At 63.7% G+C, this 19143-nt stretch carries 18 protein-coding genes; 8 read left to right on the top strand and 10 right to left on the bottom strand.

Annotation, left to right across the window (positions count from 1 at the left end):
- Positions 1-138: 138 nt before the first annotated feature.
- The 3 genes from HNQ40_RS10280 to dnaN form a co-directional block, all read right to left on the bottom strand.
- Positions 139-504, bottom strand: coding sequence for a hypothetical protein (locus HNQ40_RS10280; protein WP_184677751.1), 366 nt, complete (start codon positions 502-504; stop codon positions 139-141).
- A gap of 1 nt (position 505) precedes the next feature.
- A complete protein-coding gene (locus HNQ40_RS10275) occupies positions 506-1267 on the bottom strand; it encodes a hypothetical protein (RefSeq protein WP_184677750.1) in 762 nt (253 codons plus the stop codon).
- 259 nt (positions 1268-1526) lie between these two features.
- The gene (dnaN, locus tag HNQ40_RS10270) at positions 1527-2627 is read right to left on the bottom strand and encodes a DNA polymerase III subunit beta (protein WP_184677749.1); all 1101 of its coding nucleotides are present in this window, start codon (positions 2625-2627) and stop codon (positions 1527-1529) included.
- 244 nt (positions 2628-2871) lie between these two features.
- On the opposite strand from dnaN, the gene HNQ40_RS10265 reads away from it, so the two are divergent.
- The 5 genes from HNQ40_RS10265 to HNQ40_RS10245 all read left to right on the top strand — a co-directional run bounded on the left by HNQ40_RS10265 (position 2872) and on the right by HNQ40_RS10245 (position 6237).
- Positions 2872-3126: a large ribosomal subunit protein bL35 gene (locus HNQ40_RS10265; protein ID WP_184677748.1), complete on the top strand. Its 255-nt coding sequence runs from the start codon at positions 2872-2874 to the stop codon at positions 3124-3126.
- 144 nt (positions 3127-3270) lie between these two features.
- Entirely contained in the window at positions 3271-3645 is a 375-nt protein-coding gene (gene rplT / locus HNQ40_RS10260) for a 50S ribosomal protein L20 (RefSeq protein WP_184677747.1), read from the top strand.
- A gap of 146 nt (positions 3646-3791) precedes the next feature.
- On the top strand, positions 3792-4526 hold the full coding sequence (locus tag HNQ40_RS10255; protein WP_184677746.1) for an LOG family protein: 735 nt from the start codon (positions 3792-3794) through the stop codon (positions 4524-4526).
- Between the two features lie 110 nt (positions 4527-4636).
- Positions 4637-5746: a Gfo/Idh/MocA family protein gene (locus HNQ40_RS10250; RefSeq protein ID WP_184677745.1), complete on the top strand. Its 1110-nt coding sequence runs from the start codon at positions 4637-4639 to the stop codon at positions 5744-5746.
- Between the two features lie 74 nt (positions 5747-5820).
- Positions 5821-6237, top strand: coding sequence for a hypothetical protein (locus HNQ40_RS10245; protein WP_184677744.1), 417 nt, complete (start codon positions 5821-5823; stop codon positions 6235-6237).
- On the opposite strand, the gene HNQ40_RS10240 is transcribed toward HNQ40_RS10245, so the two are convergent.
- Positions 6231-7640: a SpoIID/LytB domain-containing protein gene (locus HNQ40_RS10240; protein WP_184677743.1), complete on the bottom strand. Its 1410-nt coding sequence runs from the start codon at positions 7638-7640 to the stop codon at positions 6231-6233. The two genes, HNQ40_RS10245 and HNQ40_RS10240, sit on opposite strands and share 7 nt — an antisense overlap.
- Before the next feature lie 83 nt (positions 7641-7723).
- Between HNQ40_RS10240 and HNQ40_RS10235 the strand changes: the two genes are divergently transcribed.
- Positions 7724-9613: a single-stranded-DNA-specific exonuclease RecJ gene (locus HNQ40_RS10235; RefSeq protein WP_184677742.1), complete on the top strand. Its 1890-nt coding sequence runs from the start codon at positions 7724-7726 to the stop codon at positions 9611-9613.
- A gap of 714 nt (positions 9614-10327) precedes the next feature.
- Here the strand turns inward: HNQ40_RS10235 and HNQ40_RS10230 are convergent.
- The 6 genes from HNQ40_RS10230 to HNQ40_RS10205 form a co-directional block, all read right to left on the bottom strand.
- Positions 10328-10891, bottom strand: coding sequence for a LemA family protein (locus HNQ40_RS10230; protein ID WP_184677741.1), 564 nt, complete (start codon positions 10889-10891; stop codon positions 10328-10330).
- A complete protein-coding gene (locus HNQ40_RS10225) occupies positions 10888-11646 on the bottom strand; it encodes a hypothetical protein (RefSeq protein ID WP_184677740.1) in 759 nt (252 codons plus the stop codon). Before HNQ40_RS10225 ends, HNQ40_RS10230 begins: the two co-directional genes overlap by 4 nt.
- Before the next feature lie 38 nt (positions 11647-11684).
- On the bottom strand, positions 11685-12446 hold the full coding sequence (locus HNQ40_RS10220; RefSeq protein ID WP_184677739.1) for a hypothetical protein: 762 nt from the start codon (positions 12444-12446) through the stop codon (positions 11685-11687).
- A 99-nt stretch (positions 12447-12545) separates the two neighbouring features.
- A complete protein-coding gene (locus HNQ40_RS10215) occupies positions 12546-15119 on the bottom strand; it encodes a sodium-translocating pyrophosphatase (RefSeq protein WP_184677738.1) in 2574 nt (857 codons plus the stop codon).
- 289 nt (positions 15120-15408) lie between these two features.
- Entirely contained in the window at positions 15409-15609 is a 201-nt protein-coding gene (rpsU, locus tag HNQ40_RS10210; protein ID WP_184677737.1) for a 30S ribosomal protein S21, read from the bottom strand.
- A gap of 288 nt (positions 15610-15897) precedes the next feature.
- Positions 15898-16695: a sugar phosphate isomerase/epimerase family protein gene (locus HNQ40_RS10205; protein ID WP_184677736.1), complete on the bottom strand. Its 798-nt coding sequence runs from the start codon at positions 16693-16695 to the stop codon at positions 15898-15900.
- A gap of 188 nt (positions 16696-16883) precedes the next feature.
- Here HNQ40_RS10205 and HNQ40_RS10200 point away from each other — a divergent pair, with 188 nt between their 5' ends.
- Positions 16884-18383: a lipase family alpha/beta hydrolase gene (locus tag HNQ40_RS10200; protein ID WP_221435473.1), complete on the top strand. Its 1500-nt coding sequence runs from the start codon at positions 16884-16886 to the stop codon at positions 18381-18383.
- A 188-nt stretch (positions 18384-18571) separates the two neighbouring features.
- Positions 18572-19090: a PEP-CTERM sorting domain-containing protein gene (locus HNQ40_RS10195; RefSeq protein WP_184677735.1), complete on the top strand. Its 519-nt coding sequence runs from the start codon at positions 18572-18574 to the stop codon at positions 19088-19090.
- Positions 19091-19143: the final 53 nt, after the last annotated feature.

The following is a 19143-nucleotide window of genomic DNA, read 5'->3' as shown; positions in this document are numbered from 1 at the left end:
GACGTCACCACGGATCGTTGAATCGGGTGGCCGGGGCTGACGCTCGGGGAAGCCCCGGAACGAACTCCAATAGGCTTGGCCGTGGTCAATGGTTCCGGGGCATCGAAGACTCTGCCCCGGCCACCCGACGGATTAGTTTTATTTTGAAGACTGTCCAAGCCAGCATCCGCATTCCGGGCAGGTTTTACTTACGCCACCCGTCAGGTTGTAGCCACATTTGAAACACAAACCGCGCTGGTTGCGGCACAACTTCAGTTGAGTTGTGAGGTAACGTTTGTTGCGTAAGCTGCCCCCCAAAACCAGTCCGCTCAAGATCAAAAGCGGAAAAGAACACGGAGCCATGAATAAAAAAAAGGCGCCTTGCCATCCATGCAGAACTTTAGGAGTAAAAATCGTGATCAGTGTGGCGCAGAATACAAAACCCGAGAGGTAGAAGATAACGCGGTTTCGAATCTGCAGCCGTCCAATTTCTTCTAACTCGAAATCGGGTTCCGAGGGCGGCATACTAGTTCTTCTTCGCCGCCGCACGCTCGGCCTGCTTGGCTTTGCGTGCCCGGTACTTCGCCTTGGGCGTGACGTGGAAGGTCGCGGTGGACATGCCGACCTTGCGTTCTTTTTCGTCTTTCTTCACGACCGCCTGGAGGATGGTCATGTCGACGGTGATGTTGAACTCGTCGCCGGTCTCGACGAGGGGCTCGATGTCTTCGCGGGGGTTGACGCGGTAGATCGCCGGGCCGACGCACGGCCGGCGGAACTTGTACTCCAGGTGCTTGCACACCACGGTGTAGTCGCTGCCGCACTTCTGGAAGATGTACATGCCCCCGGCGACCTCGCTGTTGGCCAGCAGCGCCGCGCCCGCCATCGCGTTGTACCAGTTCTTGTTGAACCGGCTGAAGGGGACGACGCACTCGAACGGGCCGTCGGTCTGGGTGTTGGCCTTGGCGTGGCGGAACTTGATGCCCGAGCGGTAGCTGATGGGCAGGAAGAGGTACGAGCAGAGCCGGTGCCAGAAGTTGTTCTTGACCGAGAGCTCGGAGAACTTGTTTTCCCCCCAGCGGACGAACCGGCCCCACAGGCCGACCTCGGGGTCGTCGAACACCGGCCGGACGGGCGGGGCCTTGGACATCGAGGGGTTCACGGACTCGGGGGACGCGGCTTCGGACATGGGATTCGGGATCGGGGACGGATCGGCGTTCGCCACCGGCTCGGACGGTTCGGCCGAGGGGGCGTCGGGGTCAGCGGTGGTCAGTTGTTCCTGCGAAGTCATTTCGCCTCAATCCGATTATATCGCCGCCCCGGCGTCGGGAGTAAGGCCGACCGCAAAGTTTAACCATACCGCAAGTTGCGGCGGGAGTCGCGGTCGGGGGTGAAAAATCAGTTAAGCCGTGCCCGCCAAGGGCGGGCAGGGACTTAGGTGTTGGGGGCTTAGGTATGGGGCGATCACTCGGGCTCTGAAGAAAGCCCGTCACGATCTGAAGCTCGGGACGCTTTCCTAAGCCCCTAACCTCCAAGCCCCCAACCCCCACCTACGACAGGTTCACCGGCATCACGACGTAGAGGAAGTTCGGCCCCGTCCGCATCACGCCGGGCTTGTTCGGGCCCTTGAGCTCGAGCTGGACCTGGCTGTCGTCGATCACCTTCAGGGCGTCGAGCAGGTAAGCGGGGTTGAACCCGATCTCGACCGCGTCGCCGGTGTACTCGGGCATCGGCACGTGGATCTCGGCCTCGCCCATCTCCGGGGCACGGCTGGACAGCGTCAAACCCTCAGCGTCGAACGCCATACGCACGCCCTTGGACTCTTCGTTGGTGAGCAGGGCCGCACGACGCACAGCCGAGATGAACAGGTCGGTCGCGAGGGTGGCCTTCTTGTCGCCGTCCTTAGGGATCACATCCGCATACGGCGGGAAGTTGCCCTCGACCAGATTCGACACGAGCACCGCGTCGTCGGTCTGGAACAGGATCTGGTTGTCCTCGACCTTCACCGCGACGCTCTGCTCGGCGTCGTCGAACAGACGCAGCAAGAGGTTCAGGGCCTTGGTCGGGACGATCGCCGAGCGGGTCTCGTCGTTGGTGGCTTTGCAGGTGCCCTTGGCCAGGGCGAGGCGGTGGCCGTCGGTCGCGACCACGGCGAGCTTGTTGCCCTGCCGCTCGACCAGGACGCCGTTGATCGCGTAACGCGAGTTTTCCCGGGCGGTGGCGAAGAGGGTCTGGGCGACCAGGCGGTGCAGGTCCCCGGCATTGATGGTGAAGTCGGGGTCGCCGTCGAAGGCGGAGGTAGCGGGGAAATCGGACGGCGGGTGGCCGAAGATCTTGAACTTCGAGTCCTGGCCGACGATATGGGCCACGTCTTGCTCGGTGGTGAGCGTGAGGGTGGGGTCGATAGATTCGCGGGTGATCTGCTGGAGCTTGTCGGCCGGGATCAGGGCCTCGCCGGGCTCTTCGACCTCGACGCGGGGGGTGGACAGGCGGACCGAGACCTCGGTGTCGGTCGCTTCGAGGACCAGGCCGTCGTTGTTCCCGGTCAGTTTGACGCAGGTGAGGACGGGCTTGGGGGTCCGGGCGACGACCACGCCGGCCACCAGGCCCAGCGATTCCACCAACGCACCACGGTCACAGATCACTTTCATCTTGGTCTTGCCTTAGGAAGGGTTTTAGAGCCGTTAAAGGTACCTCCCGGGGGGGCCAGCGGCAAATGGGGGTTTGGGGACTTAGGGGCTTGGGTGTTAGGGGCTTAGGACGATAGTCGGGGGCCCGGACCGCCAGCCCAAGCCCCCAATATCCTATCCCCTAAGCCCCCACCCCCGCTGAACGAGGTTGCGATCTTCTCGATCCTAGGTACAATACTCGGCTCGACATAGAAGGAAGCCAAAAATGTCTAACTCCGCCAAAATGAAGGGCCACAAGGGCCTCAAAAAACGCATCAAGCTCACCGGCCGCAACAAGGTGAAGTTCGCCCGCCCCGGGAAGAACCACATCAACAGCCACATGGACGGCACGACCCTGCGTGACAAGCGCAACAAGATCGTCGTCAAGAAGGGCGACCGCAAGCTCATCGAAAAGCTGCTGCACGTCCGCATCCAGCCCTCGAACGTCGGCCCCGCAACCACCCCGGCAAATGCCGATTGAATGATTTGTGATTGATGATTTTTTGAATTCATCAATCATAAATCTGAAATCACCAATTCAGATCATTCTGCGAGCCGGGAAAGTTGAACAAGTAAGGGTGACGAGTGCTCACCCTTCCCCGCCGTCGCGAAAAGGAGTTGCACCATGCCACGTGCACAAAAAGGCGCCGCCCGCCGTCAGGCGAAGAACCGTTGGTTTAAGAAAGCAAAAGGCAACCGTGGAGCCCGTCGGACGCAATGGCGTCGGGTCCAGGAAGCCGTCGTCCGCGCTGGTGTGAACCAGTACCGCGACCGCCGTCTGGTGAAGCGCGAGTACCGCGCTCTCTGGATCACCCGTATCAGCGCCGCCTGCAAGCAGCGCGGCATCAACTACAGCCGCTTCATCGCCGGCCTCAAGGCCGCGAACATCGGCCTGAACCGCAAGATGCTCAGCGAGATCGCCATCCACGAGCCCGCCGCCTTCGACACCCTCGTCGAAACCGCGACCCAGGCCCTGGGTCAACCCGCGGCCGCCGCGTAAGACACGCTCAACACAGCAACAAACCACGAAGCCCACGGATCCGTTCCGTGGGTTTTTCTTTGCGCTTCCAGATTCGGCAACCCCGCCGCAAACGGGTATTTTGTGAGGGTCTCGATTCTCTCATCTGTCCCTTCTGTGAGCCCGCAATGACCGATCACCCCAACCGTGACCACCAAGACATGGCCCTGTCCCGCGAGAGCTGGCGTTTGTTCCGCATCCTCTCCGAATTCGTCGACGGCTTCGAGGTCATGGCCGACGTCGGGCCCGCGGTCAGCGTCTTCGGCAGCGCCCGCACCAAGCCCGACGACCCGTACTACCAGCAGGCCGTCGAATGCGGCCGGCGCATCGTCGAGCAAAACCTCGCCTGCATCACCGGCGGCGGGCCGGGCATCATGGAGGCCGCCAACAAGGGCGCGTTCGAGTCCGGCGTCGAGGGCGCTAAATCCGTCGGCCTCAACATCGACCTGCCCTTCGAGCAAAAGCCCAACCCCTACCAGACCCACGAGCTCAATTTCCGCTACTTCTTCATCCGCAAGGTGATGTTCGTGAAGTATGCCGCAGGCTTCATCATCTTCCCCGGCGGGTTCGGCACGATGGACGAGCTCTTCGAATCGCTCACCCTGATCCAAACCGAAAAGATCAAGACCTTCCCCGTCGCCCTCGTCGGCGTCGACTACTGGAAGGGCCTGATCGACTGGATCAAAGAGACCATGGCCGAGAAGCACCACACCATCAGCCCCCACGACCTGGACCTGCTGATCCTCACCGACTCGCTCGACGAGGCCATGGACCACGTCGTCGGCAGCTTCGACCGCGAAGCCTGGCGGAACCAGGTCCGCCCCACCATCCCGGGCCCCCGGCTCAACGTCTGCGACCCCTAACCCAACTCTGTCAATATCACCCGACGCTACGCCCCGTTTAGCGGGCGATCGCAGATCGCCGTTCCGCTCCGCGAACCCCCAAGTCTTCCATCCGTTCAAGAAAGACCCTTATGCAACCCGTCAAGATCGGCTTCATCGGCTGCGGCAACATCAGCAGCAACTACCTCCAGCACGCCAAGCAATTCCCCATCCTCGACGTCGCCGCGTTGTCGGACCTCGACGTGTCCCGCGCCCAGGCCCGGGCCGAGGAGTTCGGCGTGCCCAAGGCGTGCAGCGTCGAAGAACTCTTAGCCGACGAGTCGATCGAGCTCGTGGTCAACCTCACCATCCCCGCGGTGCACGCCAAGGTCTCGTTGCAGATCATCGAAGCGGGTAAGCACGTCTACACCGAGAAACCCCTCGCGGTGAACACCGACGAAGGCAAGGCCGTGCTCGACGCCGCCAAGGCCAAAGGCGTCCGCGTCGGCAACGCGCCCGACACGTTCCTCGGCACGTCGCACCAGGCCTGCCGAGCCCTCATCGAATCGGGCGCGATCGGCAAGCCCGTCGCCGCGACCGCGTTCATGCTCTGCCCCGGCCACGAGTCCTGGCACCCCGACCCCGACTTCTACTACCAGCCCGGCGGCGGGCCGATGTTCGACATGGGGCCGTACTACCTCACCGCCCTGGTCAACATGCTCGGCCCCATCACCCGCGTCGCCGGCGAAGCCGATATCCAGATCAACCCCCGCACCATCACCAGCGAGCCCAAAAACGGCACGCCGATCGACGTCAACACCCCCGACCACGTCGCCGGCACCCTGCGCTTTGCCGACGGCTGCCTCGGCACCATCGTCACCAGCTTCGCCACCCGCTTCGCGCCCTACGACGGCACCAACCCCATCACCATCTACGGCACCCAAGGCACCCTCAAAGTCCCCGACCCCAATGGCTTCGACGGCCCGGTCTTCCTCCAAAAAATCGGCGATGAGGAATACCAACAAGTCGATATCCAACACACCCACCCCAACGGCCGATCGCTCGGCATCGCCGACCTAGCCACCGCCATCCGCACCGGCCGTGACCACCGCGCCAACGAACGCCTCGCCTACTGCGTCCTCGAAGCGATGCAGGGCCTTCTCGACTCCTCCGCCGACGGCCGCTTCGTCGACCTCGACACCAACTTCACCAAACCCGCTCTCATCCCCGAGAACTTGCAAGACGGCAATCTCGACAACTAAAGAAAACCGCTTGCGGCTTAGCCAGAACTACCACCCCCCCATAGCCGGGCGACATCGCCCGCCACGGCTCCACCATGTCCGCCAAACGCCACCTCCAACTGCTGCTCTACAGCTTCGTCACCTGGCTGACGTTCTACCTCATCGGCCTGCCCGAGTACTACCAGCACTGGCCGTTCTGGTCCAAGATCGTCATCTGTATCCTCGTCACCGCCGGGTACTTTCCCGGGACCGCCTGCACGCTCCGGAAATACTGGTCAGACGGCAAGCACCTGACCAACTCGCTCTGGCTCGCGCTTTATCTCACTCTGCCTTTGTTCGTCTACGACTACCTGCTGCTGGCGTGGTACAAAAACCTCGGCATCGGGTTTGTCTTCCCGTACTGGTACCTGAGCTTCTTCTACTTCTCGTTCTGGATCCAGTTCCCCGCGATCGGGTGGTGGATGCAGCGTGAGCAAGCCGTACAACACGACGGAACCCCGTCGCCTCAATAAATCGGCGTCACCCGCGCCCCGGGGTAGTAGAACCCCAGGATCGCGGCGTAGCCGTGCCCCGCTTTGGCCATGGCTTGGGCGCCCCACTGCGACATGCCCACGCCGTGCCCGTGGCCGCGCCCGTTGGTGAAGCGGACCTGCGTCGCCGAGACGTCCACATCCACGTGGGCCGAGAGCAGTTTTCGCTTGCTGTCTAAGGGGATTTCGCCATCACGGGTGAAGTTGCAGGAATTGCGGAAGAACTCACAACCGATGCGGTAGCTCTTGCCGCTGGTGTCGACCAGGAGATACTGCGCCGGACGCCCCACGCGATTCCGCGCCGACACGCGCACGCTCTGCAGTGTCCCCAGCGCCTGCACCGAATGCTTGTGACGCTTGCCCCATTCCCGGATGCGCTTCGACAGCGTCGCCCGATCCCGAACAATCGGTCCCCAGCGATAAGTCGGGCTCGCGTGGTCCCACGCCCCGTGCTCCCGCGCCCGCAGCGGCGCGATGTCTTCCACCCGATTGGGAAACGCCACCAATGCGTCCTGCCCCAGCCCGCCCGTGCTCGACGAGAAAAACGCCGGCACAACTTTGCCCTCGTACGCAATCACCTCGCCCCGCGTCGCCAGCACCGCCTGCAGCGCGGTGCGGTTACTCGCCTCGCCGCCGTAGACCTGGCTGGCCGTGGTCGATTCGAGGTCGTAATGCCGACCACTGGCGACCGTCATCTCCCACAACGCATACGACCGCGCCGCCACCGCCTGGGCCTTGAACGTTTCGAGTTGCCAGTTGCCGTACAGCTCCCGCTCGATCACGCCGGGCAGGTACGTCTCGAGCGGCACGTGGTTGACCACATCGAACAACCCCGCGCCCTGCGGGTCGGTCGCCTGCCGCGGCGTCAGCACCAGCCGCCGCGGATAACTCTTGTCGCCGAGCTTCAGCGAGCTGCCGTCGTCACATTCGATCAGCAGACTCGTCAGCCGCCAACGCACCGCCTTGCCCGCCGCGTCGCGTAGGACCCACGCCCCGTCCCGCAGCGTCACGGTCATCGGCAGCTTGTACCGATACACCTTCGCCCCGCTCGACCGCGGCCCCGTCGCCCGCACCGCCGTGGACTCGCCCGGCACCTTGTCGATCGTCAGCGTCGATGCTTTGGTCTGCACCCGCACGCGGATCGCCGGCTCGCGCGTGATCTGCTCCAGCCTCGGCCCCGGCCACGGCCCGCCACCGGTGTGCTCCGACGCCGGGATCGTGCTCGACCTCGGCGTCGCCGGGGTGAGCCCGGTGCGGTCCCAGGTGCGTGCGGGTTGCTGATTCGGCGACGACGGCTCGCCCGTCCCGCCACACGCCGATAGCCACGCCGCGAAGACGAGGGTGCCGAGGGCCATGAAAATCCGGGGGGGTGCGATCCGTCGCATGGCCTTGGTGTATCACGTCCAGGCCTCCACGGCAATCTCAAACTTCCCACCGCCCGAGGTCCGCCCCGCGTTATCATGTCCCGATGCTCACCGCAGGGACGCGAAAACGCTGGGTCTTCCGGGACGTGGCCGACGGCGTGGAGACGCTCGACGCCAAAGACGCCGGCGGCCACCCGCTGCTCGCCCGCCTCCTGGCCCTCCGCAACATCGCCACCCCCGACGACGCCCAGCGCTTCCTCAGCCCCAAGCTCAACCACCTCGACGACCCCGCCGACCTGCCCGGCTGCGCCGCCGCGGCGACCCGCATCGCCCAGGCCGTCCGCGACCAGCAGCCCATCCTGATCTACGGCGACTACGACGTCGACGGCGTCACCGCCTCGGCCATCCTCTGGCACACCCTCAAAACCCTCGGCCACGAACACGTCGCGACCTACGTCCCCCACCGCCTCGACGAAGGCTACGGCCTCAACGCCGAAGCGTTCTCGTCCATGACCGATAGCGAGTGGCGGAAAGCCAACGGCCTGGGCGAGGGCGATCAACTCCCGCTGGTCATCTCCGTCGACTGCGGCATCACCGCCGTCGACGTCGCGGCCCACGCCAAGTCGCTGGGCATCGAACTGATCATCACCGATCACCATGAGTTTGATGCGGACGATTTGCCGGATGCGGTGGCGCTGGTGCATCCCGAGCTTGGGGGGATTTCGGATTTGGGATTTGGGATTTCGGGAAAGGCCGATGACGCCAATGTCTCTGAGCATGAAAGCCCCAAACCCCAAAACCCAAATCCCAAATCCCCATCGCCGCTCTGCGGCGCCGGCGTCGCCTTCAAGCTCGCCTGGCAGACCGCCCGGACGTTCCACAACGCCGACCGCCTGCCCGCCGAGTTGCAGAATCTGATGTGCGACCTGCTGGCATTCGCGGCCCTCGGCACGATCGCCGACATCGTCCCCCTCGTCGGCGAGAACCGCGTCATCACCGTGCACGGCCTGTCCCGCATCAAGCACACCAACTTCCTCGGGCTCAACGCATTGATCGATGCCGCTGAGCTGCGTGCCGAGAAAGTCGATGCGTACCACGTCGGCTTCGTACTCGGCCCCCGGCTCAACGCCTGCGGTCGGATGGGCCACGCCAAGCAAGCCGTGACGCTGCTCACCAACGCGTCACCCGCCCAAGCGCGAGAGCTGGCCGGTTTTCTCACGAAAGAAAACGACCGCCGGAAGAACACCGAGTGTCGCATCGTCGATCAGGCCAAGGCCATGGTCGAAGAACAAGGCCACGCGGCCGAGGACCGCCGGGCGATCGTGCTGGCCCACGAAGACTGGCACCCCGGCGTGATCGGCATCGTCGCGTCACGCCTCGTCGAGACCTACCACCGCCCCGCCGTGCTGCTCGGCATCGACACGGAAAAAAACGAAGCCAAGGGCTCGGCCCGCAGCATCGACGCGGTCAACCTCCACGCGGCGATCTCCGAGAAAGCCGCGGCGCACTGCACCCGCTTCGGCGGCCACGCGATGGCAGCAGGCCTTTCCCTCGAACCCGACAAGCTCGACGCATTCCGCGACGACCTGATCGAGTCGGTCAACGCGGTGCTGCCCGCCGAGGGCTTGATCCCGACGGTGAAGATCGACGCCGAGCTCGCACTGTGCGACTGCGCCCTGCAGCTGTTCCACCGGCTCGAAAGCCTCGCGCCCTTCGGCCGATCGAATCCAAAGCCGCGCCTCCTGGTCCGCGGCGCCATCACCGCCCGCGCCGCGCAACGCATGGGCGGCGAAGGCAAACACCTCAGCGTCTCGTTACGCGACGACCAAGGCACCGGCCTCCGAGCCGTGGGCTTCGGCCTGGGCGACCTCGCCGACGACCTGCCCGCAGGCATCGCCGTGGACGTCGTCTTCCAACCCAAGACCAACACCTGGCGCGGCGTGACGAGCCCCGAACTCCATCTCGTTGACATCCGTCCGGCCGAGTCTGACTAAATTGCCAAAGAGCGAACCCGTGTCCCCCGTAACACCCGCTGCCGTGGCTGGCGTGGGGTGAATGGGTTGGGTTGTCGTTTCGATCCACCACGGAGGACAAGAGGCACGGAGGCACGGAGAAGAACAAAGGCATTGAAGATTGAAACCTAAGTCTTCCTGCCTTCCTCCGTGTCTCCGTGCCTCCCAATCTCCGTGGTGGATCGAAACGAGTCCCCTTGAACACGGACCCTCGACCAACGACGACGGGTTCCGACCTTGAGCGATCCCGGCAAGGTGGTGAGCTCAAGTGTCGCCACGCACCCGACGTGTGCGTCAGCCCGGCTCCACGGGTTTGGGCGTGCTTGGTGCCTTGCCTGCGCGACCTTCACGCCTGGAGTGCCACCGTGGTCCGACATAAGGGGACGAGACGCTTCGGGTGTGCGCACGAAAAAGTCGCCCGTTTCGAGGAAGTGAGTACTGACAAGGAGTAAGAAATTTTCTGCGGTGTTGATTTTTTGCTTTCGGGCGTCCCCCACCGTGCGCATACGGATGACACTGCCTTGGCCCCCTCTCCCCCCGGGAGAGGGTTGGGGTGAGGGCACTCACCATCAACCTGTGCCACGTCCCACGCACAAGAACTTCAACCCGCCCTCACCCCGGCCCTCTCCCGGAGGGAGAGGGGGTAAGGCAAAACCAACGCCGAAGCTGCCGCGGGTCATTGACCCGCGGCTAAATTTAGGAACCCAAATCCACTTGCGGGTTAGCGCGGACGGCGGCTTGGTCAACCTGGAAATAGTCGGCGTTGGTGAAGCCGAACATCGAGGCGATGATGCTCGAGGGGAATTGCTGCACGCGGGTGTTGAGATCGCGGACGTTGGCGTTGTAGAACCGGCGGGCGGCCTGAATGCGGTCTTCGGTGTTGGCCAGCTGGTCCTGCAACGCGAGGAAGTGTTCGCTGGCTTTGAGGTCGGGGTAGGCCTCGCTGACCGCGAAGAGGGAGTTGAGTGAGCCCGTTAATGCGTTTTCGCGCTGGGCCTGGGGGAGGACGCCGTTGGCCTCGGCGATGGCGCTGGCGCGGGCCTGGGTGACCTGATCGAACACCGTCTTTTCGTGCTCGGCGTAGCCCTTGCAGACCTCGACCAGATTCGGGATCAAGTCGTAGCGCCGCGTGAGTTCGGTGTCGATGCCCGCCCAGGACTCGTCGGTGTGTGTACGCAGACGGACCAGGCCGTTGAAGGTCCCGATCACCCAGCCGAAGAAGGCCAGCACGATGACGCCGAGGACGATGAGAGGAATCATGAGAGGGATTCTAATTGCTGCTGGCGGACGTAGTCGGGCAGGCCGTCGAGGAGCTGGTCGGCGATGTGGATCGCGGTGTGGAACTGCGAGGCGTCCATCACCCGGCGGTTGCGCAGGATCAACACCCGCCCCGGCTCGAACTCGATCACGTGCGGCGGCTGGTCGAGCAGAAACGCCATCGTACGGGCGTGGAGCACGTCATAGGCCCAACGTCGATCCTCGGCCTGAACGAAGAAACGCTTGCTGAACTCGGCGGATTCGAAGTCGATGTCGTTGCGGCCGAAGAAGTTGGCGATGCGGTCGCCGAAGCCCTCGGGGCGGATGAGCATCGGCTTGAGCGGGATATTGGGCTCGAGGATGACCGCGGAGAAATGGTGGTGATGCGTTCGGGTGGTGGTCCGGCCCTTGGAGTCGGTGCTGGTGGAGGTGGTGGTGTAGTGGTAGTCGAAGGCGTAGACGCGTCGGCCCTCGTACCGGCCGTGGGCGAGGTTGTAGGCGTAGCGGTCGTTGCCCTGCTTGAAGCACGCGAACTCGGCGAAGCGCTTCTCGAAGCGCCGGTTCTTGCGGGGCTCGAACGACAGGCCGAGAGAAGCCGACCACGCCTCGAGCGCCGCGATGCGCTTCTGCCGCTGGGCATTGCCGAAGATCGCGCCGACAATGATCAGCACGAGGAAGCCAACGAAGATAAGAACGATTAACCCAGGCATGCGTTCGAAGAAAGCATAACGCTCAAGCGTGTTGCAGGGCTGGGACATCTCCAAGCCGTGGTGGCGTCTGTGCGTTCGCCTTGCGGTCAGCCCAACCAAATCGAAAGCCAACGTAAAACGAGCGAGAACAACGCCAGCAGGAACCAGATCACGAACACCCCGATCGCCAACACCAAGCGGGTGAGGTCCCACAAGAACTTCTTGAAGTAGACGATCAACAGGCCGTCGGCCCGCTCGCCAACCCCGATGGCGAACCGCTCGAGATCGACTTCGCCATCGACCACACAGTCCTTGGCCAAGCGGTTCAGGACAAAACGGACGGTAAAGAAGACCGTGGTGTTGGTCACACGGAATACGATCCGTTGCAGCAGCGGTTTGGGGCGGGGGACTTCATTACGGGTCTTGGTCAAAAACGCTTTGAGGCGGTCGGTGAAGTCGTTGATGGGGATCCGCATGCGGTCCGTTGGCTCGATGAACGCCACGAGGGAAGCACCCATTTTTTTGCCAAACGCCAGCCGGTCTGCGATATCGCGCAGGCCGCGGTAGGCGGTGAAGTTAAAGCTCGCGATTGCCGACAGCGGGATCAGACACAGCGCCACCACGACCATCAGCCCCGTCCGGGTGTAGGTCTGCGACGCGAGCGTCAGCGCCAACACAATCAGGCCGGCGGGCAGGAAGCCCCCGAGGAAGACCGAGATAAAGATGAAAATCAGACGCCAGAACGAGCGACCCACGAGTTCCCAGACAAACAGGCCGATCACCCGCGCGCCATCGGCGGCGCTGAACTGATCGGTGTCTTCAGCGTATTCGTCGAGAAACGCGAAGGGTTCTTGGGAATCGGTGGTCATACAGAACTCCGGAAACACATGATTGATCGCAATCACCATACGAAAAAACCCACGGGCGCGGGTCTCGTGGGTTTTGTTTGAAGCGGGTTGAGGAGCCGTTTAACTCAAGCCGATCCACCCGGAGACGATGGGGGAGAGTTTGACGACGACGCCGGCGAAGACGACCGAGACGATGGAGACGAGCTTGATGAGGATGTTCAGGCTCGGGCCGGAGGTGTCTTTGAACGGGTCGCCGACGGTGTCGCCGACGACGGTGGCTTTGTGGTTGTCCGAGCCTTTGCCGCCGTGCTCGCCGGTCTCGACGAACTTCTTGGCGTTGTCCCAGGCGCCGCCGGCGTTGGCCATGAAGATGGCGACGGCGAAGCCGCAGACGAGGGTGCCCGCGAGCAGCCCCATCACGCCGGGCACGCCCAGCAGCAGGCCGACGATGAGCGGCACGAGCACGGCCATGACCGAGGGCACGACCATCTCCTTGAGTGCACCGCTGGTCGAGATCGACACGCAGTTGGCGTAGTCGGGGTATTTGTGGCCGTCGACGGTGGTTTCGAACGGCCAGTCGAGCGGGTTCTTGAGTTCTTCTTCGGTCTTGCCGTCGGCGATGAAGCCCTGCTTCATGATGACGAACTGGCGGCGGCACTCGTTCATCATGGCGTATGCGGCACGGCCCACGGCGTTCATCGTCATGGCGCAGAAGACGAACACGAGCATGACGCCGAGGAACAGGCCGCAGAGGACCTTGGGGTTCATGAGGGTGACGTTGTAGTAGGCCATCAGCTTGGGCAGGGTGACCAGCTCGGCGGGGACGACCTTGACCTCAAAGTCGCCTTCGCCGTCGGTCATCTGGGCGAGCACAAACGCCTTGTCCGGGGCCCAGTCCTTGGCGACCAGCCGTTCGTTGGCGGGCTTGTCGGCGAAGAACGCCTCGGTGCGGGCCCGCAGGTCTTCGTCGGCGACGATGACGCCGGCGGCGAAATCGCTGCTGGATTCGTTGAGCGTGAACAGGCCGTTGCCGTGGTACCAGACGCTGGGCTCGACGCCTTCGGTGAACTCGACCTGGTCGTAGGCCCCGCCGGCGGCGAAGGGGTTCTGGACCTGCTTGTTGAGTGCGGCCTGGACGGTGATGACGTAGGCGGCGAGCAGCGCGAGCGCGGTGAGCGCGGCCGAGCCGATGGCGAAGCCCTTGCCGGTGGCGGCGGTGGTGTTGCCCAGGCTGTCGAGCATGTCGGTGCGTTCGCGGACCTGGGGTTCCTGGTGGGTCATCTCGGCGTTGCCGCCGGCGTTGTCGGCGATGGGGCCGTAGGCGTCGGTGGCGAGGGTGATGCCGAGCGTGCTGAGCATGCCGACCGCGGCGATGCCGACGCCGAACACGCCCATGAGGAACGTGTCGTTGCCGCCGGCGAGCGTGAAGCTGGCGACGATCGCCACGACGACGGTGAGCAGCGGCACCCAGGTGGAGATCATGCCCTCGGCGATGCCGGCGATGATGACGGTAGCGCTGCCGGTCTCGGACTGCTGGGCGATGCGCTGGGTGGGCTTGTGTTCATAGGACGTGTAGCGTTCGGTGCCGAAGGCGATCACGAGGCCCGACACGAGGCCGACGACGATCGCGCCCCACAGGCCGATCCAGTTGACCGCTTCGATGCCGCCGAGCAGCCAGCTCAGCAGGCCCGCGGAACCGGCAATGATCAGCGCCGAGCTGAGCCAGACGCCGGCGTGCAGCGACTTGAGCAGCTGCGCGAAGCTGGCGTTTTCCTTGGCCTTCACCGAGAAGATCGAGAGCACCGAGCACACGATGCCCAGGCCCGCGAGCGCGGGCGGGGCGCAGACCAGTGCGATGGACTGCGAGGCGTCGAGCCCGAGACGGAGCGACGCGGCGGCGGCGAGGGCCATGGCCGCGAGGATCGAGCCGTAGTACGACTCGTAGAGGTCGGCCCCCATGCCCGCAACGTCGCCGACGTTGTCGCCGACGTTGTCCGCGATGGTGGCAGGGTTACGCGCGTCGTCTTCGGGGATGCCCGCCTCGACTTTACCCACGAGGTCGGCACCGACGTCGGCGGCCTTGGTGTAGATGCCCCCGCCGACCCGGGCAAAGAGCGCTTGCAGCGAGGCACCCATCGCGAAGCTGAGGGTGATGGTGGTGATGTCGACGAGGCTGAACGTGTCGCCGAAGAACTGGGTGAGCACGAAGAACCAGACCGACACGTCGAGCAGCGCGAAGCCGGTGACGCAGAGGCCCATGACCGCCCCGGCGCGGAAGGCGACGCGTAGGCCGTCGTTGAGCGATTTCTTGGCGGCCTCGGTGGTGCGGGCCGAGGCGTTGGTGGCGGTCTTCATGCCGAGGTAGCCGCAGAGCCCGGAGAAGATGCCGGCGATCGCGACGCCGAGCGGCGTCAGTTTTTCCTGCAGGCCCAGCCCGAACGCCAGCACCAGCAGCAACGCCAGCAGCAACACGAACACGATCGCGACGACGTTGCGCTGCTTGCCGAGGTAAGCGTACGCCCCGTCGCGCACCGCCTGGGCGATCCGCACCATCTCGGGCGTGCCCTCGCTCTGCTTCATGAACCCTTTGTAGAACAACAACGCAAAGACCAGCGCGATCACCGCGCCCGCGGGCGCCAGGAAGTATGCAGGGGGAAGGGCCACGGCGGCGAGCAGCGACAGGTTCGGAAGCATGGGCAGGATTCTCCACCCGACTCGACCACCGCCCCGACGATCCTCTTCACACAGAGGTCGCGCGAGCAGGCCAGCCGGGATGTCTAATGATTAACTAGCAAGATATGACAAACCATACATCAAAAAGAAACACCGACACGTTAATCCGTGTCGGTGTTTATTAAATAATGAATTGAGCAGACTGTCGAGTAAATATCGCCGGCGCTAAGCGTTAATCCGCACCAGAAACGGGCGGTCTGAGCTTAGGTTCTTAACCCAACCCGACGCGTCCGAATCGTTTCGGGGCGAGTTAGCCCTTGCGCGACTTGTTGCCGCCGACGACGCGGTTGACGCTCTTGCGGGCGGCGCGTTGCTTGCGCTCAGAGGGCTTCTCGTAGTAGGCACGCTTCTTGATGTCTTTGGTCAGGCCTTCTTTTTCGCAGAGCTTCTTGAAACGACGCATCAGTTGCTCGGCCGATTCACCGCTGCGGGCTTTGATTCGGATTGCCATGGGGTACCTTTCAGGGTGCGATTAAGCCCGGGGCGTGCGGGCGGTGGGGTTCAATGGGCGGACAGCTCCCGCGATGGGGAGCCGCGTATGGTATCGGATTGGGGATTTCTTGCAAGCAAACCCCGCTGAAGGGGCCAAAAACCACGATTCGGGGCTGTAGGTCAGGTCTTCGACCTCACGCGGGGGTGATCGATGATCAGTGTGTAGGTCAGGCATGCTTGCCTGACACCATGGTGGTCAGCGCTCGCGTCAGGCAGGCATGCCTGGCCTACGCCTCCCCCCGCCTTCTCAGCTCAGGCCCCAGGATTTGAGGTTTTCGAGGCTGATCGTGAGGCTGTCGAACGGGTCGAGGTCCCCCGCGTCGCGTTCGACGATGTACCACTGCACACCCGCGTCCTTGGCCGCGGCGAGGATGGCGGGCCAGTTGAGGTTGCCCGCGCCGACCTCGCACATCTTGTGCTCGCGGTCGCCGGTGATGGTCATGTCCTTGACGTGGATGGCGGGGACCCGGCCGGAGAACCGCTTGAGCCAGGCCGCGGGGTCGCCGCCGCCGTGGGCGACCCAGTAGGTGTCGACCTCGAAGAAGGCCGCGGGGCCGAGCTTGGACTCGAGCACGGTGTAGGGCGTGGACGTGGGGTCGATCTTGTCCGGGGCGTCCTTCCAGCCGAAGGGCGCGAACTCGTGGCTGTGGTTGTGGTAGCCGATCTTCATCGCCGAGCCTTCGTACTTCGCGGCCAAGGCGCTGAAGTCGTCGATGAATTCGATCCACTGGTCTTTCGTTTCGTCGCCGCGCCAGCCCCAGCCGCCCAGGGCCGAGATGGTGCAGCCGATGGTCGCGTGGTAGTCGATCTCGGCCTGGTGGTCCTGGAGTTGTTCGTAGGACCGGTGCGTCGCGGCGCAGACCATGCCGGTGTCGTCGAGGATGGTCTTGAGTTCATCCGCCGCGATGGTCGCGAAACCCGAGGCCGAGGCCTGGATCGCGCCGTAGCCGATCTCCTTGAGCCGGGCACAGGTCTTGGCGATGTCCGACGGGGTCTCGCAGTGGTCGCGGAGGGTGTACATCTGGGCTGCGATCTGGGTGGACATGGAATGTTCTCGTCGGGGTGGGGGTTGGAAGTAAGGAGTCGGATGACGTGACGCGTGCGGAGAATCCGCGTTTGATGTTTTCGCTCGTCTGACGATACCAAGCTATCCGCACGATTCAACCGTGCATGGGGTACGATCCGTCCGGCTCCCGCGTTCCCTTTCTCTTGCCCCGCTCCGGACCCGTCGCCATGCCCACCGCCGCCCGCCTCGCTGTTTGCGCCGTCCTGCTGATCGCCACCGCGATACTCGTGGGCTGCACCAAACCCATCCCCATGCCCGACCTCGGCGAACGCTACGACCGCACCGCCCAGTACCACGGCCCCGACCGCAACCCCGTCATCGTCATCCCCGGCATCCTCGGGTCCAAACTCACCCACCCCCCCACCGGCACCCGCGTCTGGGGCGCTTTCGAACGCAGCGCCGCCGACCCCGGCACCCCGGAAGGCGCACGCCTCATCGCGCTGCCCATGGAGATGGGTAAGCCACTCAACGAACTCACCGACGACGTCGAGCCCGACGGCTCGCTCGACACCGTCCGCCTCTCGCTCTTCGGCCTGCCCATCGAACTCCAGGCCTACGCCCAGATCCTCGGCACCCTCGGCGTCGGCGGCTACATCGACGACCAACTCGGCGAGAACGGCGCAATCGACTACGGCACCGACCACTACTCCTGCTTCCAGTTCGACTACGACTGGCGACGCGACAACGTCGAAAACGCCCACAAGCTCCTCGAGTTCATCCAGACCAACCGCAAGGTCGTTCAACGGAACCTGGCGGAAGATTACGGCGGCAACCCCGAAGACTACGACGTGAAGTTCGACATCGTCGCCCACTCCATGGGCGGCCTGCTCACCCGCTACATGCTCCGCTACGGCGACGCCGACCTGCCCGAAGACGGCAGCACGCTCGAGGTCACCTGGGCCGGTGCCGAACACGTCGATCGCGTCGTCCTCGTGGGCACGCCCAACGCGGGGTCGATCAGTGCCTTGGTGCAGCTGGTCGATGGCACCAAGTTCTCGCCGCTGCACTCGGGATACTCCGCCGCGGTGCTGGGGACGATGCCTTCGATTTACCAGTTGCTGCCGCGTGATCGTCACATGCGGATTCTTGGCCCTTTGCACGGCAGAACCGAGATCGATGAGCAAACTGGAGATTATTCTCGTTCGCATGCCCGCCGGATCATTCGTCCCCTCCACTTTGCAGATTGGCAGGAGTATAACTGGGGGCTGGCTTCACCCAAGCAAGACGCAGAACTCGCCAAACTCCTGCCTGATGTCGAAGATGCCGCCGAGAGACGTGCTATAGCATTGGATCACTTAGAGAAAAGCCTACTCCGCGCCGAACAGTTCCACGCCGCACTCGATAGCCCACAGAACCTGCCAAGCAACATCTCGCTGACGCTTTACGCGGGTGATGGCGTTCCTACTCACGACATCGCCAATTTGGATTGGGACGGACGTATCACCAATCTCACCCAATCCTCCGGCGACGGCACCGTCACCCGCGAATCAGCCGTGATGGACGAGCGGCTCGGAACCGATTGGCAGCCCCATCTCGTCACCCCAATCGACTGGACGGACGTGAACTTCCTGTTCACCGACCACCTGGGCCTGACCGCCGACCCGGTGTTCGCCGACAACGTGTTGTATCTGCTACTGGAATCCCCTAAGACCAAGCAGAGCCGGTGAAGTGTCCGGGAATGTGTTTCTGTTCTATGAGCAGTCGAAATCTCAGAATTGTCTTGGCCACGCCACGCCCGCCAGCTAGGATTACTTGTTGATAAGCCGTAATCATTTCCCTACGGAGGACGGATATGAAGTGTGGAATTATGTCAGCGGGGCTTTGTGCCTTAACTCTAGCGTGCGCGGCCCCGGCCATGGCGACGACGGTTCACGATGAAACGGTCGACGGCGATCTGTCCGGCGCGTTCGGTTCGCCGACGGGACTCACGTTCAATCTGGGGGCGAACACGGTCATCGGCGGCGTGGGCACGAACGGCAACACGGGTGCCACCAACGGCAGCGACGCCGACTACTTCACCTTCACGCTGGGTACCGGCCAAAGCCTGGACGCGATTGTGGTGGACAGCTACACCAGCGACACCAACGCCGGCGACCTCGCGTTCAGCGCCTACGTCGCGGGCAATGCGTTCGCCGGCCAAGGCGGCGGCAACATCGACGCCTCTGCTCTGTTCAACAACACCAGCTCCAACATCTTCCCGACGATCCTGCCATTGGGTGAAGGCGACCACGCCTTCTGGATCCAACAAACCGCGTCGGGTAACTACTTCTACGAGATCACGTTCAACGTCGTCCCCGAGCCTGCAACTGCGGGCCTCCTCATGGCCGGCACCGCCCTCGCGGCGTTCGGTCGCCGACGCCAACGCCTCGGCTAACCAACCCCACCACAACCCGCACCCGCGAAAACGACACGGCCAACGCCGTGTCG

The sequence above is a fragment of the Algisphaera agarilytica genome, assembly GCF_014207595.1.
In the GTDB taxonomy this organism is placed as follows: Bacteria; Planctomycetota; Phycisphaerae; order Phycisphaerales; family Phycisphaeraceae; genus Algisphaera; species Algisphaera agarilytica.
The sequence above is the reverse complement of the archived record's forward strand: the minus strand, read 5'-3'. Positions and strand labels throughout refer to the sequence as shown.